Below are 18,696 nucleotides of genomic sequence, written 5' to 3'. Positions count from 1 at the left end.
GGGGGGGTGGAGGCCGGTAAGTGGGGCCCGCGATTCGCGCAGCGAAACGCGGGAGCGACAGCACGCATGTGCCGAGCGTACCCGGCCAGCGGCCGGCACTACCGCCCCCGGAGTTCGGGGGCAGCGCCGCAGGCGCGGGGGAGTGGAGGCCGGTAAGTGGGGCCCGCGATTCGCGCAGCGAAACGCGGAAGCGACAGCACGCATGTGCCGAGCGTACCCGGCCAGCGGCCGGCACTATCGCCCCCGGAGTTCGGGGGCAGCGCCGGCGCCATCCAGCGGCCCTTGCCCCGGCCGCCGTTTCGCGGCACGCTTCGCGCTTCCGTACGCAAGCGTATCGACCATGTCGCCAGCCAACGAAAGCGCCTATCCCCATCTGTTCGCCCCGCTGGACCTGGGCTTCACCCAACTGCGCAACCGCGTATTGATGGGCTCGATGCACACCGGCCTGGAGGATCGCGCCCGCGACTTCCCGCGGCTGGCGGCCTACTTCGCCGAGCGCGCCGAGGGCGGCGTCGGCCTGATCGTCACCGGCGGCTTCGCACCGAATGTGGTCGGCTGGCTGAAGCCGTTCGGCGGCAAGCTGTCCTGGCCCTGGGAAGTGCGGCCGCACCGCCAGCTCACCGCCGCCGCGCACCAGCACGGCGCGAAGATCTGCCTGCAGCTGCTGCATGCAGGCCGTTACGCCTATCACCCGTTGTCGGTGGCACCGTCGAAGCTGAAGGCACCGATCAACCCGTTCACCCCGCGCGCGTTGTCGGCCAGCGGCGTCGACCGGCATATCGCCGATTACGCACGCAGTGCCAAGCTGGCCCGCGAGGCCGGCTACGACGGCGTGGAAGTGATGGGCTCGGAGGGCTACCTCATCAACGAATTCATCGCCCCGCGCACCAACAAGCGCACCGATGCCTGGGGCGGCGACGCGCGCCAACGCATGCGCTTCGCGGTCGAGATCGTACGCCGCATCCGCGAGGCCTGCGGCCCGGACTTCATCATCATCTATCGCCTGTCGCTGGTGGATCTGGTCGACGACGGCAGCAGCTGGGAAGAAATCGTGCAGCAGGCGCAGGCCATCGAGGCGGCCGGCGCAACGATCATCAATTCCGGCATCGGCTGGCACGAAGCGCGCATTCCGACCATCGCCACCTCGGTGCCGCGTGCTGCCTTCGCCGGGGTCACCGCCAAGCTCAAGCCGCATGTGAAGGTGCCGCTGGTGGCGACCAACCGCATCAACATGCCCGACGTCGCCGAGCGCATCCTCGCCAATGGCGGCGCCGACATGGTGTCGCTGGCGCGCCCGCTGCTGGCCGACCCGCAGTGGCCGAACAAGGCCCGTGCCGGCCGCGCGGAGGCGATCAACACCTGCATCGCCTGCAACCAGGCCTGCCTGGACCACGTGTTCGAGAACAAGCTGGCCAGCTGCCTGGTCAATCCGCGCGCCGCGCACGAGACCGAGCTGGTCTATCACCCCACCGCCACGCCGAAGAAGGTAGCCGTGGTCGGTGCCGGCCCTGCCGGCCTGGCCTGTGCCACCGTCGCTGCCCAGCGCGGCCACCTGGTCACCCTGTTCGACGCCAATGATGAGATCGGCGGCCAGTTCAACGTGGCCAAGCGCATCCCCGGCAAGGAAGAGTTCCACGAGACCCTGCGCTACTTCCGCCACAAACTGGCCGAAACCGGTGTGCAGCTGCGCCTCGGCACTTGCGCCGATGCCGCCCAGCTGACCGGCTTCGACGAGGTGGTGCTGGCCACCGGCATCACCCCGCGCAAGGTCGATTTCCCCGGTGCCGACCACGCCAAGGTGGTCAGCTACCTGGACGTGCTGCTGGGCCGGGTCGAAGTGGGCGCCAGTGCGGCGATCATCGGCGCCGGCGGCATCGGCTTCGATATCGGCGAATTCCTCAGTCACGCCGGCGAGTCCCCCTCCCTCGACCCGCAGCGCTGGATGGCCGAATGGGGCGTGGACAGCACCTTCGAGGCCCGCGGCTCACTGGCGAGGCCGGAGGTTGAAACCTCGCCGCGCCGGCTGTGGCTGCTGCAGCGCAGCCCGGGCAAGCCCGGCGCGCGCCTGGGCAAGACCACCGGCTGGATCCATCGCGCCACGCTGAAGGCCAAGGGCGTGCGCATGCTCGGTGGCGTCGAGTACCTCGGGGTGGACGACGAGGGCCTGCGCATCCGCGTGGACGGCAGCGAACAGCTGCTGCCGGTCGACCATGTGGTGATCTGCGCCGGGCAGGAACCGAACCGCACGCTGCAGGCCGAACTGCAGGCGGCCGGCGTCAACGCGCAGCTGATCGGTGGTGCCGACGTGGCCGCAGAACTCGACGCCAAGCGCGCCATCGACCAGGGCAGCCGGGTTGCCGCCGGGCTCTGATGAGCGCCTGAATGGGGGGCGGAATGTGATTTCCGTCACCCTCATTGAACCTGAATGTCAAGCCGAGCGGTTCACGATGCGTTCGGCTACGCCCCCCTACCTTGCGCCATCTTTCCGCTCACCAGCCAGTTTCCGGTGAGCCGGCGCAGCCCCACGATCGGTACTGGTCGTTTCTTTTGGGGCTGCCCAACGGGGCGGCCCCGATGGCCGCCTCCCCATGACGCCAAGTCGTACCCCGCCTCCTGTCGCCCTGCGGCCGGAACCGGAGGGTGCGGCCCATACGGAGCAAGGAGTTATATGAAACTGGCCTGGATTCTCTGGCTGTCGCAGTTGTTGCCGCAGCCGGCCGCTGATTCACTGTGTTTGAGCACCACCGTTTACCTGGAAGCCCGCGACCAGACCCTGCGCGGCCAGCAGGCCGTCGCCGAGGTCGCACTGCGCCGTCTCGACAGTGGCCTGTGGGGCGACTCGATGTGCCAGGTGGTCACCGCGCGCAAGCAGTTCGCACCGACCATCGTCTCCCCCGGCACCCAGTTGGGCAACGACGCGGCCTGGAGCGAGGCAATGAACGTGGCCTTCGACGCCGAGCGCAACTGGGCGCTGCCGGCCGGCGAGCGCCGCGAGATCGTGCCCGGTGCCAGCCACTTCGCCGCGCTGTCCATCGCCAGCCCGAACTGGCGCAATGCCTACCAGGTGGCCACCATCGGCGATCACACCTTCTATAAGGTGCAGAACCTCAAGCCGCGGCAGTCGTAACGATCCGTGCCGGCGGCAGCGTTGCCGCCTGCCGGCAGGCTCTGGGATAGTGGGCGTTTCCCGCCCGCATCACCTGGAGTTCCCATGAAGCTGTACAGCAAGCCCGGTGCCTGTTCCACCGCCGACCACATCGCCCTGCAGTGGACCGGCCAGCCGTTCGAGGTTGAACTGCTGAACAAGGACACCCTGAAGGGTCCGGAATTCCTCAAGATCAATCCGGCCGGTGCGGTGCCCGCGCTGGTCGACGGCGACTTCGTGCTGCTGCAGAACGCCGCGATCATGGGCTATATCGCCGACAGCTTCCCGCAGGCCGGCCTCGGCGGTGACGGCAGCCCGCGCCAGCGCGCCGAAGCCACCCGCTGGCTGGCGTTCGTCAATTCCGACGTGCACCCGGCCTTCTCGCCGCTGTTCGCGCCGGGCAAGTTCATTGCCGACGAAGGCCAGTACGACGCGATCCGCGCCGCCGCGCACAAGCGCCTGCGTGGCCTGTTCGAGACCGCTGACAGGCAGCTGGCCGACAAGCCCTGGCTGGCCGGCTTCCGCAGCTTCGCCGACCCGTACTTCTACATTACCCTGCGCTGGGCCGCCGGCACCAAGGTCGACCTGTCGGGCCTGGACAATCTGGCCGCCTACAAGGCACGCATGGATGCCGATGCCGGCGTGCAGGCCGCGCTGAAGGCCGAAGGCCTGGCCTGACCTTGGTCAGGGGTCAGAGCCGTTCGCGTGGCGGACGGATCTGACCCCACCGGCCACCAGACGGGGTCGGATCCGCCTGCGCAGCAGGCGGCTCCGACCCCTCGATATCATTCGCGCGATCAGCCGATCTGGCGGATCACTTCCCCCTTGGCATCGCGCAGGTAGGTCGGCACCACTTCGATGCGCAGCGCCCCCGCCACCGGGTAAACCCCGCGCTCGGCGCGCACCCCTGCCAGGGCCTGCAGGCCCGCCTCGTCCAGTGACCAGCGCGCGCTGTCGGCGGATACGTCCGCCGCTTCACCGCCCCCATGCGCGATGAACTCCCACTGCCGCTCGCGGCTGGCCAGTTCCAGCGATTTGCCGTGGCGCAGGCGCAGCGGCAACAGTTCGCACACGCTGGCGACCTGACCGGCGCCGAGCACCAGCGTGGTGACGCCCACCTCCTGCCGCCAGTCCAGGGTCTCGATGAACAGCATGCCGGTGCTGGAACCCTCGCGTTCGCTGCCGGCCTGCACCCGCTGTGCCAGCGCAGGGTCCTCCAGCAGGTTGTCGCGATGCAGATCGCTGATCCACAGCGGCATCGCCGGCAGCAGCGCCTGCAGCACGCCACGCGTCGACCAGCGCTTGACCGCCTCCATCTCCTCATCGGTCAATCCGACCAACTGCAGGAACTGCAGATGGCCGTTGGCCGTGTCCCGCGCCGGCAACTGCGGGTCCGCAATGAAGGCCAGATGGCACAGCCGCGTGCCGGTCTCCAGCGCGATCGGACCGTTGGCGTTGAGGTGATGGCCATCCTCGAACACGTTGCCACTGCCGAACACGTAGCGCGCCAGGTTCTGCAGCAGGTTCATCGGCCACACCGGCGGGGTGCTGCCGGCGTTCTCACCGGCCTCGGCAGCCAGACGGAAGGTCAGCTCGAAGCCATAACCGCTGGCATCTGCATCACTGCTCTCCTTGGCGTACAGCTCGGAGAAGCCGTAGGTGATGTAATGCCAGTGCGGTACCGGCGCATCCGCCCAGTACACGCTGATGCCATCCAGTGGATCCTGGCCACCGAGCGTGTACGGAAGCGCGGTGCCGAAGTGGCGCGGCTCCTGGCCGGCATACAGCGGCGCCAGCGCCGCATTGATCGCGTCCCAGCCTGGGGTGTCGGTGTCGTCGTGGTCGTCCTGCACGCGGGACTCCTTGTAGGGAAGTGAACCGATCACTTTACGCGGTGGCTCAGGCCTGCACGACCTCACTGCCAGCGTTCAGCACCGCCGACTGGGTTTCCTGCCACCAGCGCTGCGCCAATGCCGGGCTGCGCGCCTTGCCCACCGCCGCCAGCAACTCCGGGCACAAGCGCTCCAGCGCCAGCGCATCGGTGCAGCGTTCGATCTTCAACTGCATGAAGTAGCCCTTCAGGCCCAGGTGGCGGCGCACCGCCTCGCTCATCGCGTCGTACAACTGCTGGTACAGCGCCGGGTCCTGTTCGCGCCCGGTGCTGATGCCGCGCGCCGGCGCCACCTCTGCGCTTCCGCCGATCACTTCGATCAGGCCCTGTGCTGACAATTGCTCCAGTGCGTCCGGTGGTGCCCGCAGGCCTTCGAACAGGCCACGCAGTTCGGTGTCGTTGCGATGGCCATCGACCATCAGCAGGATCGAACGCAGTGCCGCCGGCAGGCGCCGGCTACGGTCTTCGATTTCCTGACGGCCAGCAGCCGTCTTGGCGTGCAGCAATGCCATTGCCTCCCCCTCGCTCGATGCGCAATGCCGGCGCGCCCTCGCGGGCACGCCCCCCTGTGTTGCCATCTCCGGACGGCACGCGCGTTCCCCGGCGCGAGCCGCGTATTGCAGGTCGATGACAGGCCGAGCTTAGCGCAAGTACTGCGGGTAGTGCCGGCCGCTGGCCGGCAACCTCGGGGTGGATGGGGGTGCCGGCCAGTGGCCGGCACGACCGGATCAACGGCCCAGCGCCCGGCGGATCTCCTCCAGCGCGCCGGGGTCGTCCAGCGTCGACAGGTCACCCGGGTCGCGCTGCTCGGCCAGCGCCTGCAACGAGCGCCGCAGCAGCTTGCCCGAACGGGTCTTGGGCAGCGCGTTGACCACGTGCACGTGCGCCGGGCGGGCCACTGCGCCGAGCGAGGTGGTCACCGTGGCCATCATCTCGGCCACCACTTGCGCCGGATCCTCGCCATCCAGGCCCTGCTTGAGGGTGACGAACACCAGCGGCACCTGCCCCTTCAATTCGTCCTTGACCCCGATCACGGCAGCCTCGGCCACGCGCGGGTGGCTCGAAATGGCCTCTTCGATCTCGCGCGTGCCCAGCCGGTGCCCGGCCACGTTGATCACATCATCGGTACGGCCGAGGATGAAGGTGTAGCCATCGTCGTCGCGGATTGCCCAGTCCAGCGAGCTGTACAGCAGTTCCTTGAAGTGGCTGAAGTAGCTCTGCAGGAAACGGTTGTCGTCGTTCCACACCGTGCTCATGCAGCCCGGCGGCAACGGTGGCGACACCACCAGCACCCCCTTCTGCCCCGGTGCGACTTCCTCGCCGGTGTTCTCGTCGATCACCTTCATCCGGTAGCCGAGGTTGGGGAGGCCCGGCGAACCGAAGCGCACCGGCTTCATCTCCAGGCCCGGCAGCAGGGTCAGCGCCGGCCAGCCGGTCTCGGTCTGCCAGTAGTTGTCGATGATCGGCTTGCCGAGCGCTTCGCTGATCCAGTGCGCGGTCGGTTCGTCCAGCGGCTCGCCGGCCAGGAACAGGTATTTCAGCGCGCGCAGGTCGTGGCGATGGATGAAGTCCGCATCGTGCTTCTTCAGCACGCGGATGGCAGTGGGGGACGAGAACATCGTGCGCACGTTGTACTGCTCGCACAGCGCCCACCAGATGCCCGGGTCCGGGTTGGTCGGCAGCCCTTCGTACAGCAGCGAGGTGCAGCCGCCGATCAGCGGGCCGTACACATTGTAGGAATGGCCTACCGCCCAGCCGACATCGGAAGTGGAGAACATCACCTGCCCCGGCCTGCAGTCGAACACGGTTTCCATCGACTGTGCCATCGCCACCGCGTAGCCGCCGACATCGCGCTGCACGCCCTTCGGCTTGCCGGTGGTGCCCGAGGTATACAACAGGTAGCTCGGCTCGCTCGATTCCAGCCACTGCACCGGCACGTCGACCTCACCGATCTGCGCACGCAGCGCGGCGTACTCCACATCGCGGCCCGGCACGCGTGGTTCGGCGGCATCCAGTCCGCGCGACACGATCAGCACGTGCGGCGGTGGCGACGTGGCTTCGGCGCAGGCTGCATCGACCATCGGCTTGTACGGAATCAGCTTGCCACCGCGCATGCCGGCATCGGCGGCGATCAGCAGCTTCGGCTTGGCATCGTCGATGCGCAGCGCCAGGTTGTGCGCGGCGAAGCCACCGAACACCACCGAATGCACCGCACCGATGCGCGCGCAGGCCAGCATCGCGAACACGGCTTCGGCCATGTTCGGCATGTAGATCACCACACGGTCACCGTGACCGACGCCGAGGTGCTTGAGCACGGCAGCGAAGTCGTTCACTTCCCGATACAGCTGGCGATAGGTGATCTCGCGGGTGCTGCTGGTCTCGGTGGAAATGGCAACCAGCGCGAGCTGGTCGGCGCGCTCGGCCAGATGGCGGTCGACGGCGTTGTAGCAGAGATTGGTTTCACCGCCGACAAACCAGCGCCGGAACGGCGGGTTGCTGTAGTCGAGTACCTGCTGCGGCGGTTTGTGCCAATGGATGCGCTTGGCTTCCTCGCCCCAGAAGGCCTCCGGCTCGTCGATCGAGCGACGGTAGGTTTCCTCGTAGTTCATGACGCAGCCCTCCCAGACAAAGTCATGGGTTCGAGGATAGTCCGGCGCTGCCGCGCGGGCCGCCCTACCTTGGTAGGGGGTGGGGTTTTCATGCAGGGCTGCGCCCTGCACCCGCGGTAGTGCCGGCCGCTGGCCGGCAACCTCAGAAGCAACAGCCGAAGCAACAGCGGGTTTCCCGTGGGATGGCGAGGTGGGTCCGGTTGCGGGGGACGCCGTGAATCCGTCCATGGAGGCTCGGTCGCCGCATCCATGCGGCTCACGCCCCCGCAACCGGACCCACCCCGCCTTCGACAGACTTCCGCGATCTGTCGGAGCACGGGGTCGGATCCCCAGATTCAATATTCAATTCGATATCTGACAGAAAAAAAATGTCGACCAAGGTCGACACCTACCAAGACCAACAGCGACAGCCGTTACCAACCGCCGCACAAATCTGTCGGGGGTGGGGCGGTGTGGGTTGGCAGGACCGTTGGCGCTATGGATGGCGCCATCGAGCCCCCATGGGTGAGGGCGCTTTGCTTGCGAAGCACTGCTTTGCAAGCGCCCGAACGCACAGCCGCCAGCGGCTGGGCCGGCCCCCGGAGGGGGGTTTACGGCGTGTCCTGCCAACCCACACCGCCCCGCCCAGCAAGCAGAAGACCAGAGCCGCCTTGGCCTTTGACGTTGCTCCGGTTCGTAGCAGGTGCAGGGCTGCAAGCCCTGCCGAACCCCTAGAACGGAGTGGCGGACTCGAACGCGAGCGCCTCGCCCGTCACCGGGTGGGTGAACCGCAGGCTGCGCGCATGCAGATGCACGCGCTGCGCAGGCGCGGCGTCATACAGCACATCGCCAACGATGGGATGGCCGAGACTGGCCATGTGCAGGCGCAGTTGATGGCTGCGGCCAGTAACCGGCTCCAGCGCCACGCGCGTGCGCTGCGCTTCGGCATCACGCGCCATTACGCGCCAGCGCGTCAGCGCCGGCTTGCCGCGTTCGTGATCGATCATCTGCTTCGGCCGGTTTGGCCAGTCCACGATCAGTGGCAGGTCCACGTCGCCGGCATCGCCTTCAAGCAGCCCCTCCACGATCGCTTCATAACGCTTGCCGACCTGGCGCTGCTCGAACTGCATCGACAACGCCACCTGCATGTCCTTGCCGCGCGCATGCAGCAGCAGGCCGGAGGTCACCTGGTCCAGGCGGTGCACGGTCAACGCATCCGGGTACAGCGCCTGCAGGCGCGCGACCACGCAATCCTGGTTCTCGGCGCCGCGGCCGGGCACGGACAGCAGGCCGGCCGGCTTCTCGGCCACCAGCAGCGCGTCGTCGATGTAATGCAGGTGGATCATGCGGCTCCGTATCCGTCCAAACAGAAACGGGGAAGCCGAAGCTTCCCCGTTCTGCGTACCGACCAACGGTCGGCACCTACCTCGATGGGAATGTACCGACCAGCGGTCGACACCTACCTTGATGAAAGAGGTACCGCCTCGAGCCGGTACCGCCTGCATCAGCCCAGCAGGTGGGCAACGCCGGCGCGCTCTTCTTCCAGCTCGGCCAGGGTCTTGTCGATGTACTTCTGGCTGAAGTCGTCGATCGGCAGATCCTTCACCAGGGTGTACTTGCCGTTCTCGGTGGTCACTGCGAAGCCGAAGATCACGCCTTCCGGAATGCCGTAGGAACCGTCGGACGGCACGCCCATGGTGACCCACTTGCCGTTGCTGCCCAGCACCCAGTCACGAACGTGGTCGATGGCAGCGTTGGCGGCCGAAGCGGCCGAGGACGAGCCACGGGCTTCGATGATCGCCGCGCCGCGCTTGCCCACGGTCGGGATGAAGGTGTTGGCGTTCCATTCCTGGTCGTTGATCGCATCGGCGATCGACGCGCCATCGGCGGTGGCGAAACGGTAGTCCGGGTACATGGTCGGGCTGTGGTTGCCCCACACGACCAGCTTCTCCATGCCACCGACCGGCTTGCCGAGCTTGGTCGACAGCTGGCTCAGCGCGCGGTTGTGGTCCAGGCGCAGCATGGCGGTGAAGTTTTCCGGCTTCAGGTCCGGGGCCGACTTCATGGCGATGTAGGCATTGGTGTTGGCCGGGTTGCCGACCACCAGCACCTTCACGTCACGGCTGGCGACCTTGTTCAGCGCCGCGCCCTGGGCGGTGAAGATCTTGGCGTTTTCCAGCAGCAGGTCCTTGCGCTCCATGCCCGGGCCACGCGGACGTGCGCCAACCAGCAGGGCGATGTCGGCGTCCTTGAACGCGACTTCGGCATCATCGGTGCCGACCATGCCGGCCAGCAGCGGGAAGGCGCAGTCTTCCAGCTCCATCATCACGCCCTTCAGGGCGGCCTGGGCCTTGTCGACCGGCAGTTCCAGCAGCTGCAGGATGACCGGCTGGTCCTTGCCCAGCATTTCGCCGGAGGCGATGCGGAACAGCAGGGCATAACCGATCTGGCCGGCGGCGCCGGTCACGGCAACACGAACGGGTGCTTTCATGGGGGTTTCCTCTTGCTTGCAAGCGTTTGATGGGACGCCGCGGGCAGAGCCACGCAGGCCTGGCGGGCGGCGGGGAACAGGGAAACGGCCACCCGTGGGTGGCCGTTTCGAAGGGGGATCAGGCGGCGAGGTGCTTGTTCCACTCCGCGACGCGGTCGGCCTGGGCGGCCAGCACGGCGTCGACGTCGCCTTCCAGGGTAATCGAATGGATCACGTCGCCCTGCTTGACCGAATCGACGATCGCCTGGCCTTCCAGGACCTTGCCGAAGACGGTGTGGCGGCCGTCCAGCCAATCGGTCTTGATGTGGGTGATGAAGAACTGGCTGCCGTTGGTGTTCGGGCCGGCGTTGGCCATCGACAGCGAGCCGACCTCGTGCTTCACGCCATTCTTCTCGTCTTCGAACTTGTAGCCCGGGCCGCCGGTGCCACGACCCTGCGGGCAGCCGCCCTGGATCATGAAGTCGGCGATAACGCGGTGGAAGATCAGGCCGTCATAGAAGCCGTGCTTGACCAGGTTCACGAAGTTGGCCACGGTCAGCGGTGCCTTGTCGGCGAACAGCTCGACCTTGATCGGGCCCTGGGTGGTGTCGAAAGTGGCGATGAGGGACATGAAGATCCTTGATGCAAAGGGGAATGCGTCTAGCCACCTAGTTTACACCCGCCTCGTGTCGGCGGCGGCTTCGACCATTGGTGAAGCGCCCCGCTTCAGCCCCCGGACGGGGAGCCGCGCAGCCGGGTCCTGGCGGCCCCGGCCGGGGCGGCGGATGCCCAGCTGAATGGGCCCCGTGACAGGCGTGAAATCCACCTTTTCGCGAATCGTCAAGTTCGACGTATAATGTTGGACTTCTTTTTCCAAATCCGGCGCCGACTGGCCCCCTTTCGTATGTCCATCGAAAATCTTCGCAACATCGCCATCGTCGCCCACGTCGACCATGGCAAGACCACCCTGGTCGACCAGCTGCTGAAGCAGTCCGGCACCCTGTCCGAGCGTACCGTCCTCGCCGAGCGCGTGATGGACAGCAACGACCAGGAAAAGGAACGCGGCATTACCATCCTGGCCAAGAACACCGCCATCACCTGGGAAGACAAGAAGACCGGCATCAAGAACCGGATCAACATCGTCGACACCCCCGGCCACGCCGACTTCGGTGGTGAGGTCGAGCGCGTGCTGTCGATGGTCGACACCGTGCTGATCCTGGTCGATGCGATGGACGGCCCGATGCCGCAGACCCGCTTCGTCACCCAGAAGGCCTTCGCGATGGGCTTCAAGCCGATCGTCGTGGTCAACAAGATCGACCGTCCGGGCGCGCGTCCGGAATGGGTGATCGACCAGGTCTTCGACCTGTTCGACAAGCTCGGCGCCACCAATGAGCAGCTGGACTTCCCGATCGTCTACGCCTCGGCCCTGAACGGCTACGCCGGCCTGGAAGACACCGTGCGCGACGGCGACATGACCCCGCTGTACGAAGCGATCATGCAGCACGCCCCGCGTCCGGAAGTGGACCCGGACGGCCCGTTCCAGATGCGCATCAGCCAGCTGGACTACAACAACTTCGTGGGCGTGATCGGCATCGGCCGCATCCAGCGCGGCACCCTGAAGAAGAACATGCAGGTCGCCGTCATCGACCGTGAAGGCAAGAAGCGCAACGGCAAGGTCGCCCAGGTGCTGGGCTTCCTGGGCCTGGAGCGCATCGAGCAGGAGACGGCCGAGGCCGGTGACATCGTGGCCATCTCCGGCATTCCGGAGCTGACCATCTCCGACACCCTGTGCCACCCGGATACCCCCGAAGCCCTGCCGGCGCTGACCGTCGACGAGCCGACCATCTCGATGACCTTCCAGGTCAACAACTCGCCGTTCGCCGGCAACAAGGACCTGTCCGGTGGCAAGTTCCTGACCAGCCGCCAGATCAAGGACCGCCTGGACCGCGAGCAGGTCCACAACGTGGCACTGAAGGTCGAACAGCTGGAAGACGCCGACAAGTTCCTGGTCTCCGGCCGCGGCGAACTGCACCTGTCGGTGCTGATCGAGAACATGCGCCGTGAAGGCTACGAGCTGGCGGTGTCGCGCCCGGAAGTGATCATCAAGGAAATCGACGGCCAGATGATGGAGCCGATCGAGCAGCTGGTGGTGGACATCGAAGAAATCCACCAGGGCGGCGTGATGGAAAAGCTGGGTACCCGCAAGGGCCAGCTGAAGAACATGGAACCGGACGGCAAGGGCCGTGTGCGCCTGGAATACCAGATCCCGGCCCGTGGCCTGATCGGTTTCCAGAACGAGTTCAAGACCCTGACCCAGGGTTCGGGCCTGCTGTTCCACGTGTTCGACCATTACGGTCCGAAGGAACAGGGCGCGATCGCCAAGCGCATCAACGGCGTGATGATCGCCAATGCGCCGGGCGTCACTCCTGCCTACTCGCTGGGTCCGCTGCAGGAGCGCGGCAAGCTCTTCGCTGCCGAAGGCGACAACGTGTATGAAGGCCAGCTGGTCGGCATCCACTCCAAGGACAACGATCTGACCGTCAACGCGATCAAGACCAAGCCGCTGACCAACATGCGCGCTTCGGGCAAGGACGACGCGATCCAGCTGACCCCGGCGATCAAGTACTCGCTGGAACAGGCCCTGGACTTCATCGAAGACGACGAGCTGGTCGAGATCACCCCCAAGGAGATCCGTCTGCGCAAGAAGTTCCTGACCGAAAGCGACCGCAAGAAGGCTTCGCGCGGCGGCTGAGCCAGCACCCCGTGGACCAGAGCGGCTACAACCCGGATCCGCACCGGCATCCGGGCCTCCACGTCATCGCCCTGCTCGAAGCGAGCAAGGCGATGCTGGCGCTGTTGGCCGCCACCGGGCTGGAAGTGCTCGGACCGCAGCCGCTGCGGCACGGCATCATGGTCCTGATCCGGCGTTTCAGCCTGGATCCGGACCATGGCACCCTGCCCTCGCTGCTGCACATGATCAGCCCCGACGCGGTCCACCTGGCCGCGGCTGGGATGATCGGCTACGGCCTGCTGCACCTGGTCGAAGCCTGGGGCCTGTGGCGGGCCAAGGCCTGGGCCTCCTGGCTGGGCTGCCTGACCGCCTCCCTGTACCTGCCTTTCGACATCTTCGCGATCATCCGCCATCCCGGCTGGCCATCGTGGACGATCCTGGCGATCAACCTGATCGTGGTCTACGTCCTCGCCCGCGACCTGCGCAAGCGCCACCGCTGAGCACCGGCTACACTGGGGATTGGAGCCGACCAAGCCGCCCCATGCGCCCGTCCTTGCCGCCTCTGCTGACCTGCCTGCTTGCCGCGCTGCCTGCGCTGCTTTCGGCTGGCTGCAGCCCTGCCGCGTCCAGCGCGCATGCGGCCGAACCCGCGAGCCGCAACGTGCCGTTCCCGTACGCCGAAACCGATGTCACCGACCTGCAGGCGCGGATGAGCGCCGGTGAGCTGGACAGCACCACCCTGACCCAGGCCTACCTGCAGCGCATCGCCACCCTGGACCGCACCGGGCCGCGCCTGCGCGCGGTGATCGAGCTCAACCCGGATGCACTGAAGGAAGCCGCTGCGCGCGACCGCGAGCGCCGTGATGGACGCCTGCGCGGCCCGCTGCACGGCATTCCGGTACTGCTGAAGGACAACATCAACGCCGCCCCGATGGCCACCAGCGCCGGCTCGCTGGCCCTGCAGGGGTTCCGCCCGGACGACGCCTACCTGGTGCGCCGGCTGCGCGACGCCGGCGCGGTGGTGCTGGGCAAGACCAATCTCAGCGAGTGGGCCAATTTCCGCGGCAACGATTCGGTGTCCGGCTGGAGCGCGCGCGGCGGCCAGACCCGCAATCCCTATCGCCTCAGCCACTCGCCCTGCGGCTCCAGCAGCGGCAGCGCGGTGGCGGTCGCCGCCAACCTGGCCAGCGTGGCGATCGGCACCGAAACCGACGGCAGCATCGTCTGCCCTGCGGCGGTCAATGGCATCGTCGGCCTCAAGCCGACCGTCGGCCTGGTCAGCCGCGAGGGCATCATCCCGATTTCCTTCAGCCAGGACACCGCAGGACCGATGACCCGCAGCGTCGCCGACGCTGCAGCCGTGCTGACCGCTATCGCCGGCCGCGACGATGCCGACCCGGCCACGGCGACCATGCCTGGCCGCGCGGTGTACGACTACACCGCGCGCCTGGACCCGCAGGGCCTGCGTGGCAAGCGCATCGGCCTGCTGCAGACACCGCTGCTGAAATACCGCGGCATGCCACCGCTGATCGAACAGGCGGCCACCGAGCTGCGCCGGGCGGGTGCCTTCGTGGTGCCGGTGGAGCTGCCCAACCAGGGCGCCTGGGCCGAGGCGGAACGCACGGTGCTGCTGTACGAATTCAAGGCCGGGCTGGAGCGCTACTTCAGCACCCATCGCGCGCCACTACGCAGCCTGGCCGACCTGATCGCCTTCAACCAGGCGCACAGCAAGCAGGAGCTGGGCCTGTTCGGCCAGGAACTGCTGGTGGCGGCCGACGCTACCGCCGGCCTGGCCGACCCCGCCTATATCCGTGCACGCAGCGATGCGCGCCGGCTGGCCGGCGCGGAAGGCATCGACGCCGCCCTCGCCGCCCACCAGCTCGATGCCCTGGTGGCGCCGACCACCGGTGTGGCGTGGCCGATCCGCAGCGAAGGCGACGACTTCCCCGGCGAGAGCTACAGCGCCGCCGCCGTCGCCGGCTATCCCAGCCTCAGCGTGCCGATGGGCCAGATCAATGGCCTGCCGGTCGGCCTGCTGTTCATGAGCACCGCCTGGAGCGAACCGAAGCTGATCGAAATGGCCTACGCCTACGAACAGCGCACCCGCGCGCGACGCCCGCCGCACTTCGACACCGACACCCTGATCGACGCCGGCGAGCCGTGATCGTGTTTCTGTAGAGCCGAGCCCACGCTCGGCTTCAACGGAAAATCGAAAGCAGCCGAGCATGGCTCGGCTCTACAGCGGCTGGTCGGGCTCCACCGGCACGATCGCCGCCTCACCGTCTTCAGCCCCCGGCGAACGCACATCCGCAGTGCGCGCACGTGGACCGCGCGGCATGTCCAGTTCGTCTGCATGCTGCAGCCGCGCACGCACCTGCGGCAGCGACTGCGGATGCTCGCGCGCGAGGAAATCGAGCATGCGTTCGCGCACCAGGCAGCGCAGATCGAAGGCATCACCGGAGCTGCGCGCACTGACCAGCAGGCGCACCTGGATCGCGCGCTCGCTGGTCTCGGTCACCTGGGTCACGCAGACCCGGCCATCCCACAGCGTTTCACCGCGGCAGATGCGTTCCAGCTCGGCACGGATCGCTGCCACCGGGGCACGATAGTCCAGCCACAGGAACGCGGTGCCGAGCAGGTCGGCGCTGCGCCGCGTCCAGTTCTGGAAGGGGTTCTCGATGAACCAGGTCAGCGGCACCACCATTCGCCGCTCATCCCAGATGCGCACCACCACATAGCTGCTGCCGATCTCCTCGATGCGCCCCCACTCGCCTTCGACGATCACCACATCATCCAGCCGGATCGGCTGCGTCACTGCGATCTGCAGGCCGGCGATCAGATTGCCGAACACGGGCTTTGCAGCGATACCGGCCACCAGGCCGATCAGGCCCGCCGAGGCCAGCAGCGCGGTGCCGATCTTCTGCACCATGGGGAAGGTCAGCAGCACCAGCGACGCGCCCAGCACGATGATGCCGCCCATCAGCACGCGGCTGAGCACCCGCGTCTGGGTCTGGATGCGGCGCGCCTCCAGGTTGTCGGAGACATCGATGGGATGGCTGCGCAGGATGGCACGTTCGCCCGCCGCCACCGCCCGCACCAGCAGCCAGATGAAGCACGCGGTCAGCGCGATATGCAGCACCCGTTGCAGGTTGCCCAGAACGGGATCCTGCAGCGGCGTGGCCTGCAATGCAGGGATCAACAGCAGCAGCGGCCATGCGGTGGCCATCGGCAGCCCGAGCACACGCCCGATACGCGCGCGCCGACGATCGCGCCCCTTCAGCCGATGGTAGATCCACAGGATCAGCCACGCGCCGATGCCGCCCACCACTACGGCCAATCCCAACGGCCATGCGTATGCCTGTGCGCTTTGCCAGTGCACCGTTGCCACCTCCACTCGAACAGCCAGGTGGACAGACTCGCGCATGGCGCATGAGCGCCACGTCAGTCGTTCGTAAGCAGGGTGTTGGTCGGCAGGGCTTGCAGCCCTGCACCTGCGGTAGTGCCGGCCGCTGGCCGGCAACCTCAACAGCAACAGCAACAGCGTGCATTCCGAGGGATGGCGGGGTCGGTCCGGTTGCGGGAGACGCCGTGAATCCCGCTCCGCGGTCCGGCCCAGCCGCTGGCGGCTGTGCGTTCGGGCGCTTGCGAAGCAGTGCTTCGCAAGCAAAGCGCCCTCACCCATGTAGGCTCCGGTCGCCGCTTGCTCGTGTGCGCTTTCCTGCGCACACGGCAAGACCGGGGTTGGGCGTCCTGCCCAACCCGCCCGAGGCATGCCTCGGGCCCATGCGGCTCACGCCCCGTAACCGGATCTGTCGGGACCTGCTGCTGATGGTGGGTGCCGACCGTTGGTCGGCACGGGGTCGCAGCCCATTTTGAATACTGTTATCTGACAGAAAAATCGTGTCGACCAACGGTCGACACCTACCAACAGCCGCGCATGCCAATCGCCGCAGTTACCAGTAGATCCACGCCATGCGTGGATGACTCATTCGATATCTGACAGATGTGTCGACCAAGGTCGACACCTACCAACAGCTGCCGTAATCTGTCAAAGGTGGGGCGATGTGGGCAGGCAGGACCGTTGGCGCCATGGATGGCGCCATCGAGCCCCCATGGGTGAGGGCGCTTTGCTTGCGAAGCACTGCTTCGCAAGCGCCCGAACGCACAGCCGCCAGCGGCTGGGCCGGACCCCGGAGGGGGGTTCACGGCGTGTCCTGCCTGCCCACATCGCCCCGCCATCCCACGGAATGCATGCTGTTGCCGTTGCTTGGGCCGTTGCCGTTGCCGTTGCCGTTGCCGTTGCCGTTGCCGTTGCGTCAGCAGGTGCAGGGCTGCAAGCCCTGCCGCAACGCCCTTACCGCACCTGCTCCTGCTTGCGCACGATCGCCATCGCGATCTCCAGCGACTGCTCGTAGTTCAAACGCGGGTCCACCGTCGAACGATACGCGCGTTCCAGGTCGCGCTCGGTCAGTTCGCGCGCGCCACCGGTGCATTCGGTCACGTCTTCGCCGGTCAGTTCCAGGTGCACACCGCCCAGTCGCGTGCCTGCGGCCGCATGCAGATCGAACGACATCTCCACTTCGCCACGCACGTTGTCGAAGCGGCGCGTCTTGAAGCCATTGGCGGTGCTTTCGGTGTTGCCATGCATCGCGTCACACACCCACAGCACGCGACGGCCATCGCGCTTGACCGCATCCAGCAGCGGCGGCAGCTTCTCGGCAATCTGCGCTGCCCCCATGCGGTGGATGAAGCTCAGTCGCCCTGGCTCGTCATGCGGGTTGAGCACATCGATCAGGCGCAGCAGCTGGTCCGGCGTCACCGACGGGCCGACCTTGATCGCAATCGGATTGCGCACGCCACGCAGGTATTCCACGTGCGCACCGTCAAGCGCGGCGGTGCGCATGCCGATCCACGGGTAATGCGTGCTCAGGTTCAACCAGCCCTGCTGGCGCGGCACCTGCCGGGTCAGCGCCTGCTCGTAGGGCAGCAGCAGCGCTTCATGCGAGGTGTAGAAGTCGATGCGGTTGAGGTTGTGCACGCGGGCCCCGGCCAGGGTTTCCATGAAGTGCACCGCATCACCGATCGACGCCACCATCTTCTGGTACTCGGCGGCCAGCGGCGAATGCCGCACCCACTCCAGGTTCCAGTACTCCGGATGATGCAGGTCGGCGAAGCCGCCATCGATCAGCGCACGCACGAAGTTCATGGTCATCGCCGAATGCGCATGCGCCTGCAGCATCCGCTTCGGATCCGGCAGGCGCGCCGCCTCGGTGAACGCCGGCGCATTGATCACATCGCCGCGGTAGCTGGGCAGGGTCACGCCGTCGCGGGTCTCGGTATCGGCCGAACGCGGCTTGGCGTACTGGCCGGCAAAGCGCCCGACGCGGATCACCGGCTGGCGAAGGCCATGCACCAGCACCAGGCTCATCTGCAGCAGCACTTTCAACCGGTTGGAAATCGTGCCCGATTCGCAGTCGCTGAAGTTCTCGGCGCAGTCGCCGCCCTGCAGCAGGAAGCGCTTGCCTTCCTGGGCCTCGGCCAACTGCTGCTTCAGCGCCAGGATTTCCCACGAGGTGACCAGCGGCGGCAGGCGCTTCAGCTCATGCAGTGCAGCGTCCAGCGCCACCGGGTCCGGGTAGGTCGGCATCTGCAGCGCGGTCTTGCCGCGCCAGCTCTCCGGCGACCAGGCAGCGCCAGCGGCGGTCGCGGCAGGATCGAGGACGGGCGGAACGGCGGACAGGCTCATTGCAGACTTCCGGGGAGGGGGGCGGTCATGGTCGCAGAGCCAGCCGCTGGCGCAAAGGGCTGGGCACGCCCTGCACATGACTGAACGCCGGGGAAAGGGCATCGCGATCGGCCAGAAACCGCATG

14 protein-coding genes are annotated in these 18,696 nt (G+C 67.1%); 6 read left to right on the top strand and 8 right to left on the bottom strand.

Going from position 1 to position 18,696, the window contains the following annotated elements:
• The first annotated feature begins 340 nt into the window (after positions 1-340).
• The 3 genes from AC5P7F_RS21305 to AC5P7F_RS21295 all read left to right on the top strand — a co-directional run bounded on the left by AC5P7F_RS21305 (position 341) and on the right by AC5P7F_RS21295 (position 3,823).
• Positions 341-2,371, top strand: a complete 2,031-nt coding sequence (locus tag AC5P7F_RS21305) for an oxidoreductase (RefSeq protein ID WP_164077613.1) — start codon at positions 341-343, stop codon at positions 2,369-2,371.
• A 297-nt stretch (positions 2,372-2,668) separates the two neighbouring features.
• Positions 2,669-3,127, top strand: coding sequence for a cell wall hydrolase (locus AC5P7F_RS21300; RefSeq protein WP_004154513.1), 459 nt, complete (start codon positions 2,669-2,671; stop codon positions 3,125-3,127).
• Positions 3,128-3,211: 84 nt separating this feature from the next.
• Entirely contained in the window at positions 3,212-3,823 is a 612-nt protein-coding gene (locus tag AC5P7F_RS21295; protein ID WP_014646068.1) for a glutathione S-transferase N-terminal domain-containing protein, read from the top strand.
• A 119-nt stretch (positions 3,824-3,942) separates the two neighbouring features.
• On the opposite strand, the gene AC5P7F_RS21290 is transcribed toward AC5P7F_RS21295, so the two are convergent.
• The 6 genes from AC5P7F_RS21290 to AC5P7F_RS21265 all read right to left on the bottom strand — a co-directional run bounded on the left by AC5P7F_RS21290 (position 3,943) and on the right by AC5P7F_RS21265 (position 10,725).
• Entirely contained in the window at positions 3,943-4,998 is a 1,056-nt protein-coding gene (locus AC5P7F_RS21290) for a suppressor of fused domain protein (RefSeq protein WP_164077612.1), read from the bottom strand.
• Positions 4,999-5,044: 46 nt separating this feature from the next.
• The gene (locus AC5P7F_RS21285) at positions 5,045-5,548 is read right to left on the bottom strand and encodes a hypothetical protein (RefSeq protein ID WP_046429081.1); all 504 of its coding nucleotides are present in this window, start codon (positions 5,546-5,548) and stop codon (positions 5,045-5,047) included.
• 216 nt (positions 5,549-5,764) lie between these two features.
• Entirely contained in the window at positions 5,765-7,645 is a 1,881-nt protein-coding gene (gene prpE / locus AC5P7F_RS21280) for a propionate--CoA ligase (protein ID WP_049406571.1), read from the bottom strand.
• Positions 7,646-8,355: 710 nt separating this feature from the next.
• Positions 8,356-8,970 (bottom strand): RluA family pseudouridine synthase, encoded by a 615-nt coding sequence (locus AC5P7F_RS21275; protein WP_032955877.1) that lies wholly within the window; start codon positions 8,968-8,970, stop codon positions 8,356-8,358.
• Between the two features lie 158 nt (positions 8,971-9,128).
• Positions 9,129-10,115, bottom strand: a complete 987-nt coding sequence (locus AC5P7F_RS21270) for a malate dehydrogenase (protein WP_004153634.1) — start codon at positions 10,113-10,115, stop codon at positions 9,129-9,131.
• A 118-nt stretch (positions 10,116-10,233) separates the two neighbouring features.
• Positions 10,234-10,725 carry a peptidylprolyl isomerase gene (locus tag AC5P7F_RS21265; protein ID WP_005408225.1) on the bottom strand — a complete coding sequence of 164 codons (492 nt, stop codon included), beginning with the start codon at positions 10,723-10,725 and terminating at the stop codon, positions 10,234-10,236.
• Positions 10,726-10,998: 273 nt separating this feature from the next.
• On the opposite strand from AC5P7F_RS21265, the gene typA reads away from it, so the two are divergent.
• From typA to AC5P7F_RS21250, 3 genes are read left to right on the top strand one after another with little or no spacing between them, the layout of a single operon-like run.
• Positions 10,999-12,846: a translational GTPase TypA gene (typA, locus tag AC5P7F_RS21260; RefSeq protein WP_014646062.1), complete on the top strand. Its 1,848-nt coding sequence runs from the start codon at positions 10,999-11,001 to the stop codon at positions 12,844-12,846.
• An 11-nt stretch (positions 12,847-12,857) separates the two neighbouring features.
• Positions 12,858-13,325: a DUF2127 domain-containing protein gene (locus tag AC5P7F_RS21255; protein ID WP_032955872.1), complete on the top strand. Its 468-nt coding sequence runs from the start codon at positions 12,858-12,860 to the stop codon at positions 13,323-13,325.
• A 41-nt stretch (positions 13,326-13,366) separates the two neighbouring features.
• Entirely contained in the window at positions 13,367-14,989 is a 1,623-nt protein-coding gene (locus tag AC5P7F_RS21250) for an amidase (protein WP_164077993.1), read from the top strand.
• A 72-nt stretch (positions 14,990-15,061) separates the two neighbouring features.
• Here the strand turns inward: AC5P7F_RS21250 and AC5P7F_RS21245 are convergent, their stop codons facing one another.
• Positions 15,062-16,249 carry a mechanosensitive ion channel family protein gene (locus tag AC5P7F_RS21245; RefSeq protein ID WP_262243386.1) on the bottom strand — a complete coding sequence of 396 codons (1,188 nt, stop codon included), beginning with the start codon at positions 16,247-16,249 and terminating at the stop codon, positions 15,062-15,064.
• A gap of 930 nt (positions 16,250-17,179) precedes the next feature.
• The gene (locus AC5P7F_RS21240; protein ID WP_046429066.1) at positions 17,180-18,571 is read right to left on the bottom strand and encodes a class II 3-deoxy-7-phosphoheptulonate synthase; all 1,392 of its coding nucleotides are present in this window, start codon (positions 18,569-18,571) and stop codon (positions 17,180-17,182) included.
• Positions 18,572-18,696: the final 125 nt, after the last annotated feature.

The organism is Stenotrophomonas sp. YJH_SMC_105-26 (assembly GCF_059368915.1).
This window is presented reverse-complemented; position numbering and strand designations above follow the sequence as displayed.

What these genes read in the sequence shown, in the direction of transcription:
- AC5P7F_RS21245 (WP_262243386.1), bottom strand. Translation starts at nt 16,249, where the DNA reads ATGCGCGAGTCTGTCCACCTGGCTGTTCGAGTGGAGGTGGCAACGGTG.
- AC5P7F_RS21270 (WP_004153634.1), bottom strand. Translation starts at nt 10,115, where the DNA reads ATGAAAGCACCCGTTCGTGTTGCCGTGACCGGCGCCGCCGGCCAGATC.
- AC5P7F_RS21285 (WP_046429081.1), bottom strand. Translation starts at nt 5,548, where the DNA reads ATGGCATTGCTGCACGCCAAGACGGCTGCTGGCCGTCAGGAAATCGAA.
- AC5P7F_RS21275 (WP_032955877.1), bottom strand. Translation starts at nt 8,970, where the DNA reads ATGATCCACCTGCATTACATCGACGACGCGCTGCTGGTGGCCGAGAAG.
- prpE (WP_049406571.1), bottom strand. Translation starts at nt 7,645, where the DNA reads ATGAACTACGAGGAAACCTACCGTCGCTCGATCGACGAGCCGGAGGCC.
- typA (WP_014646062.1), top strand. Translation starts at nt 10,999, where the DNA reads ATGTCCATCGAAAATCTTCGCAACATCGCCATCGTCGCCCACGTCGAC.
- AC5P7F_RS21305 (WP_164077613.1), top strand. Translation starts at nt 341, where the DNA reads ATGTCGCCAGCCAACGAAAGCGCCTATCCCCATCTGTTCGCCCCGCTG.
- AC5P7F_RS21295 (WP_014646068.1), top strand. Translation starts at nt 3,212, where the DNA reads ATGAAGCTGTACAGCAAGCCCGGTGCCTGTTCCACCGCCGACCACATC.
- AC5P7F_RS21300 (WP_004154513.1), top strand. Translation starts at nt 2,669, where the DNA reads ATGAAACTGGCCTGGATTCTCTGGCTGTCGCAGTTGTTGCCGCAGCCG.
- AC5P7F_RS21240 (WP_046429066.1), bottom strand. Translation starts at nt 18,571, where the DNA reads ATGAGCCTGTCCGCCGTTCCGCCCGTCCTCGATCCTGCCGCGACCGCC.
- AC5P7F_RS21265 (WP_005408225.1), bottom strand. Translation starts at nt 10,725, where the DNA reads ATGTCCCTCATCGCCACTTTCGACACCACCCAGGGCCCGATCAAGGTC.
- AC5P7F_RS21250 (WP_164077993.1), top strand. Translation starts at nt 13,367, where the DNA reads ATGCGCCCGTCCTTGCCGCCTCTGCTGACCTGCCTGCTTGCCGCGCTG.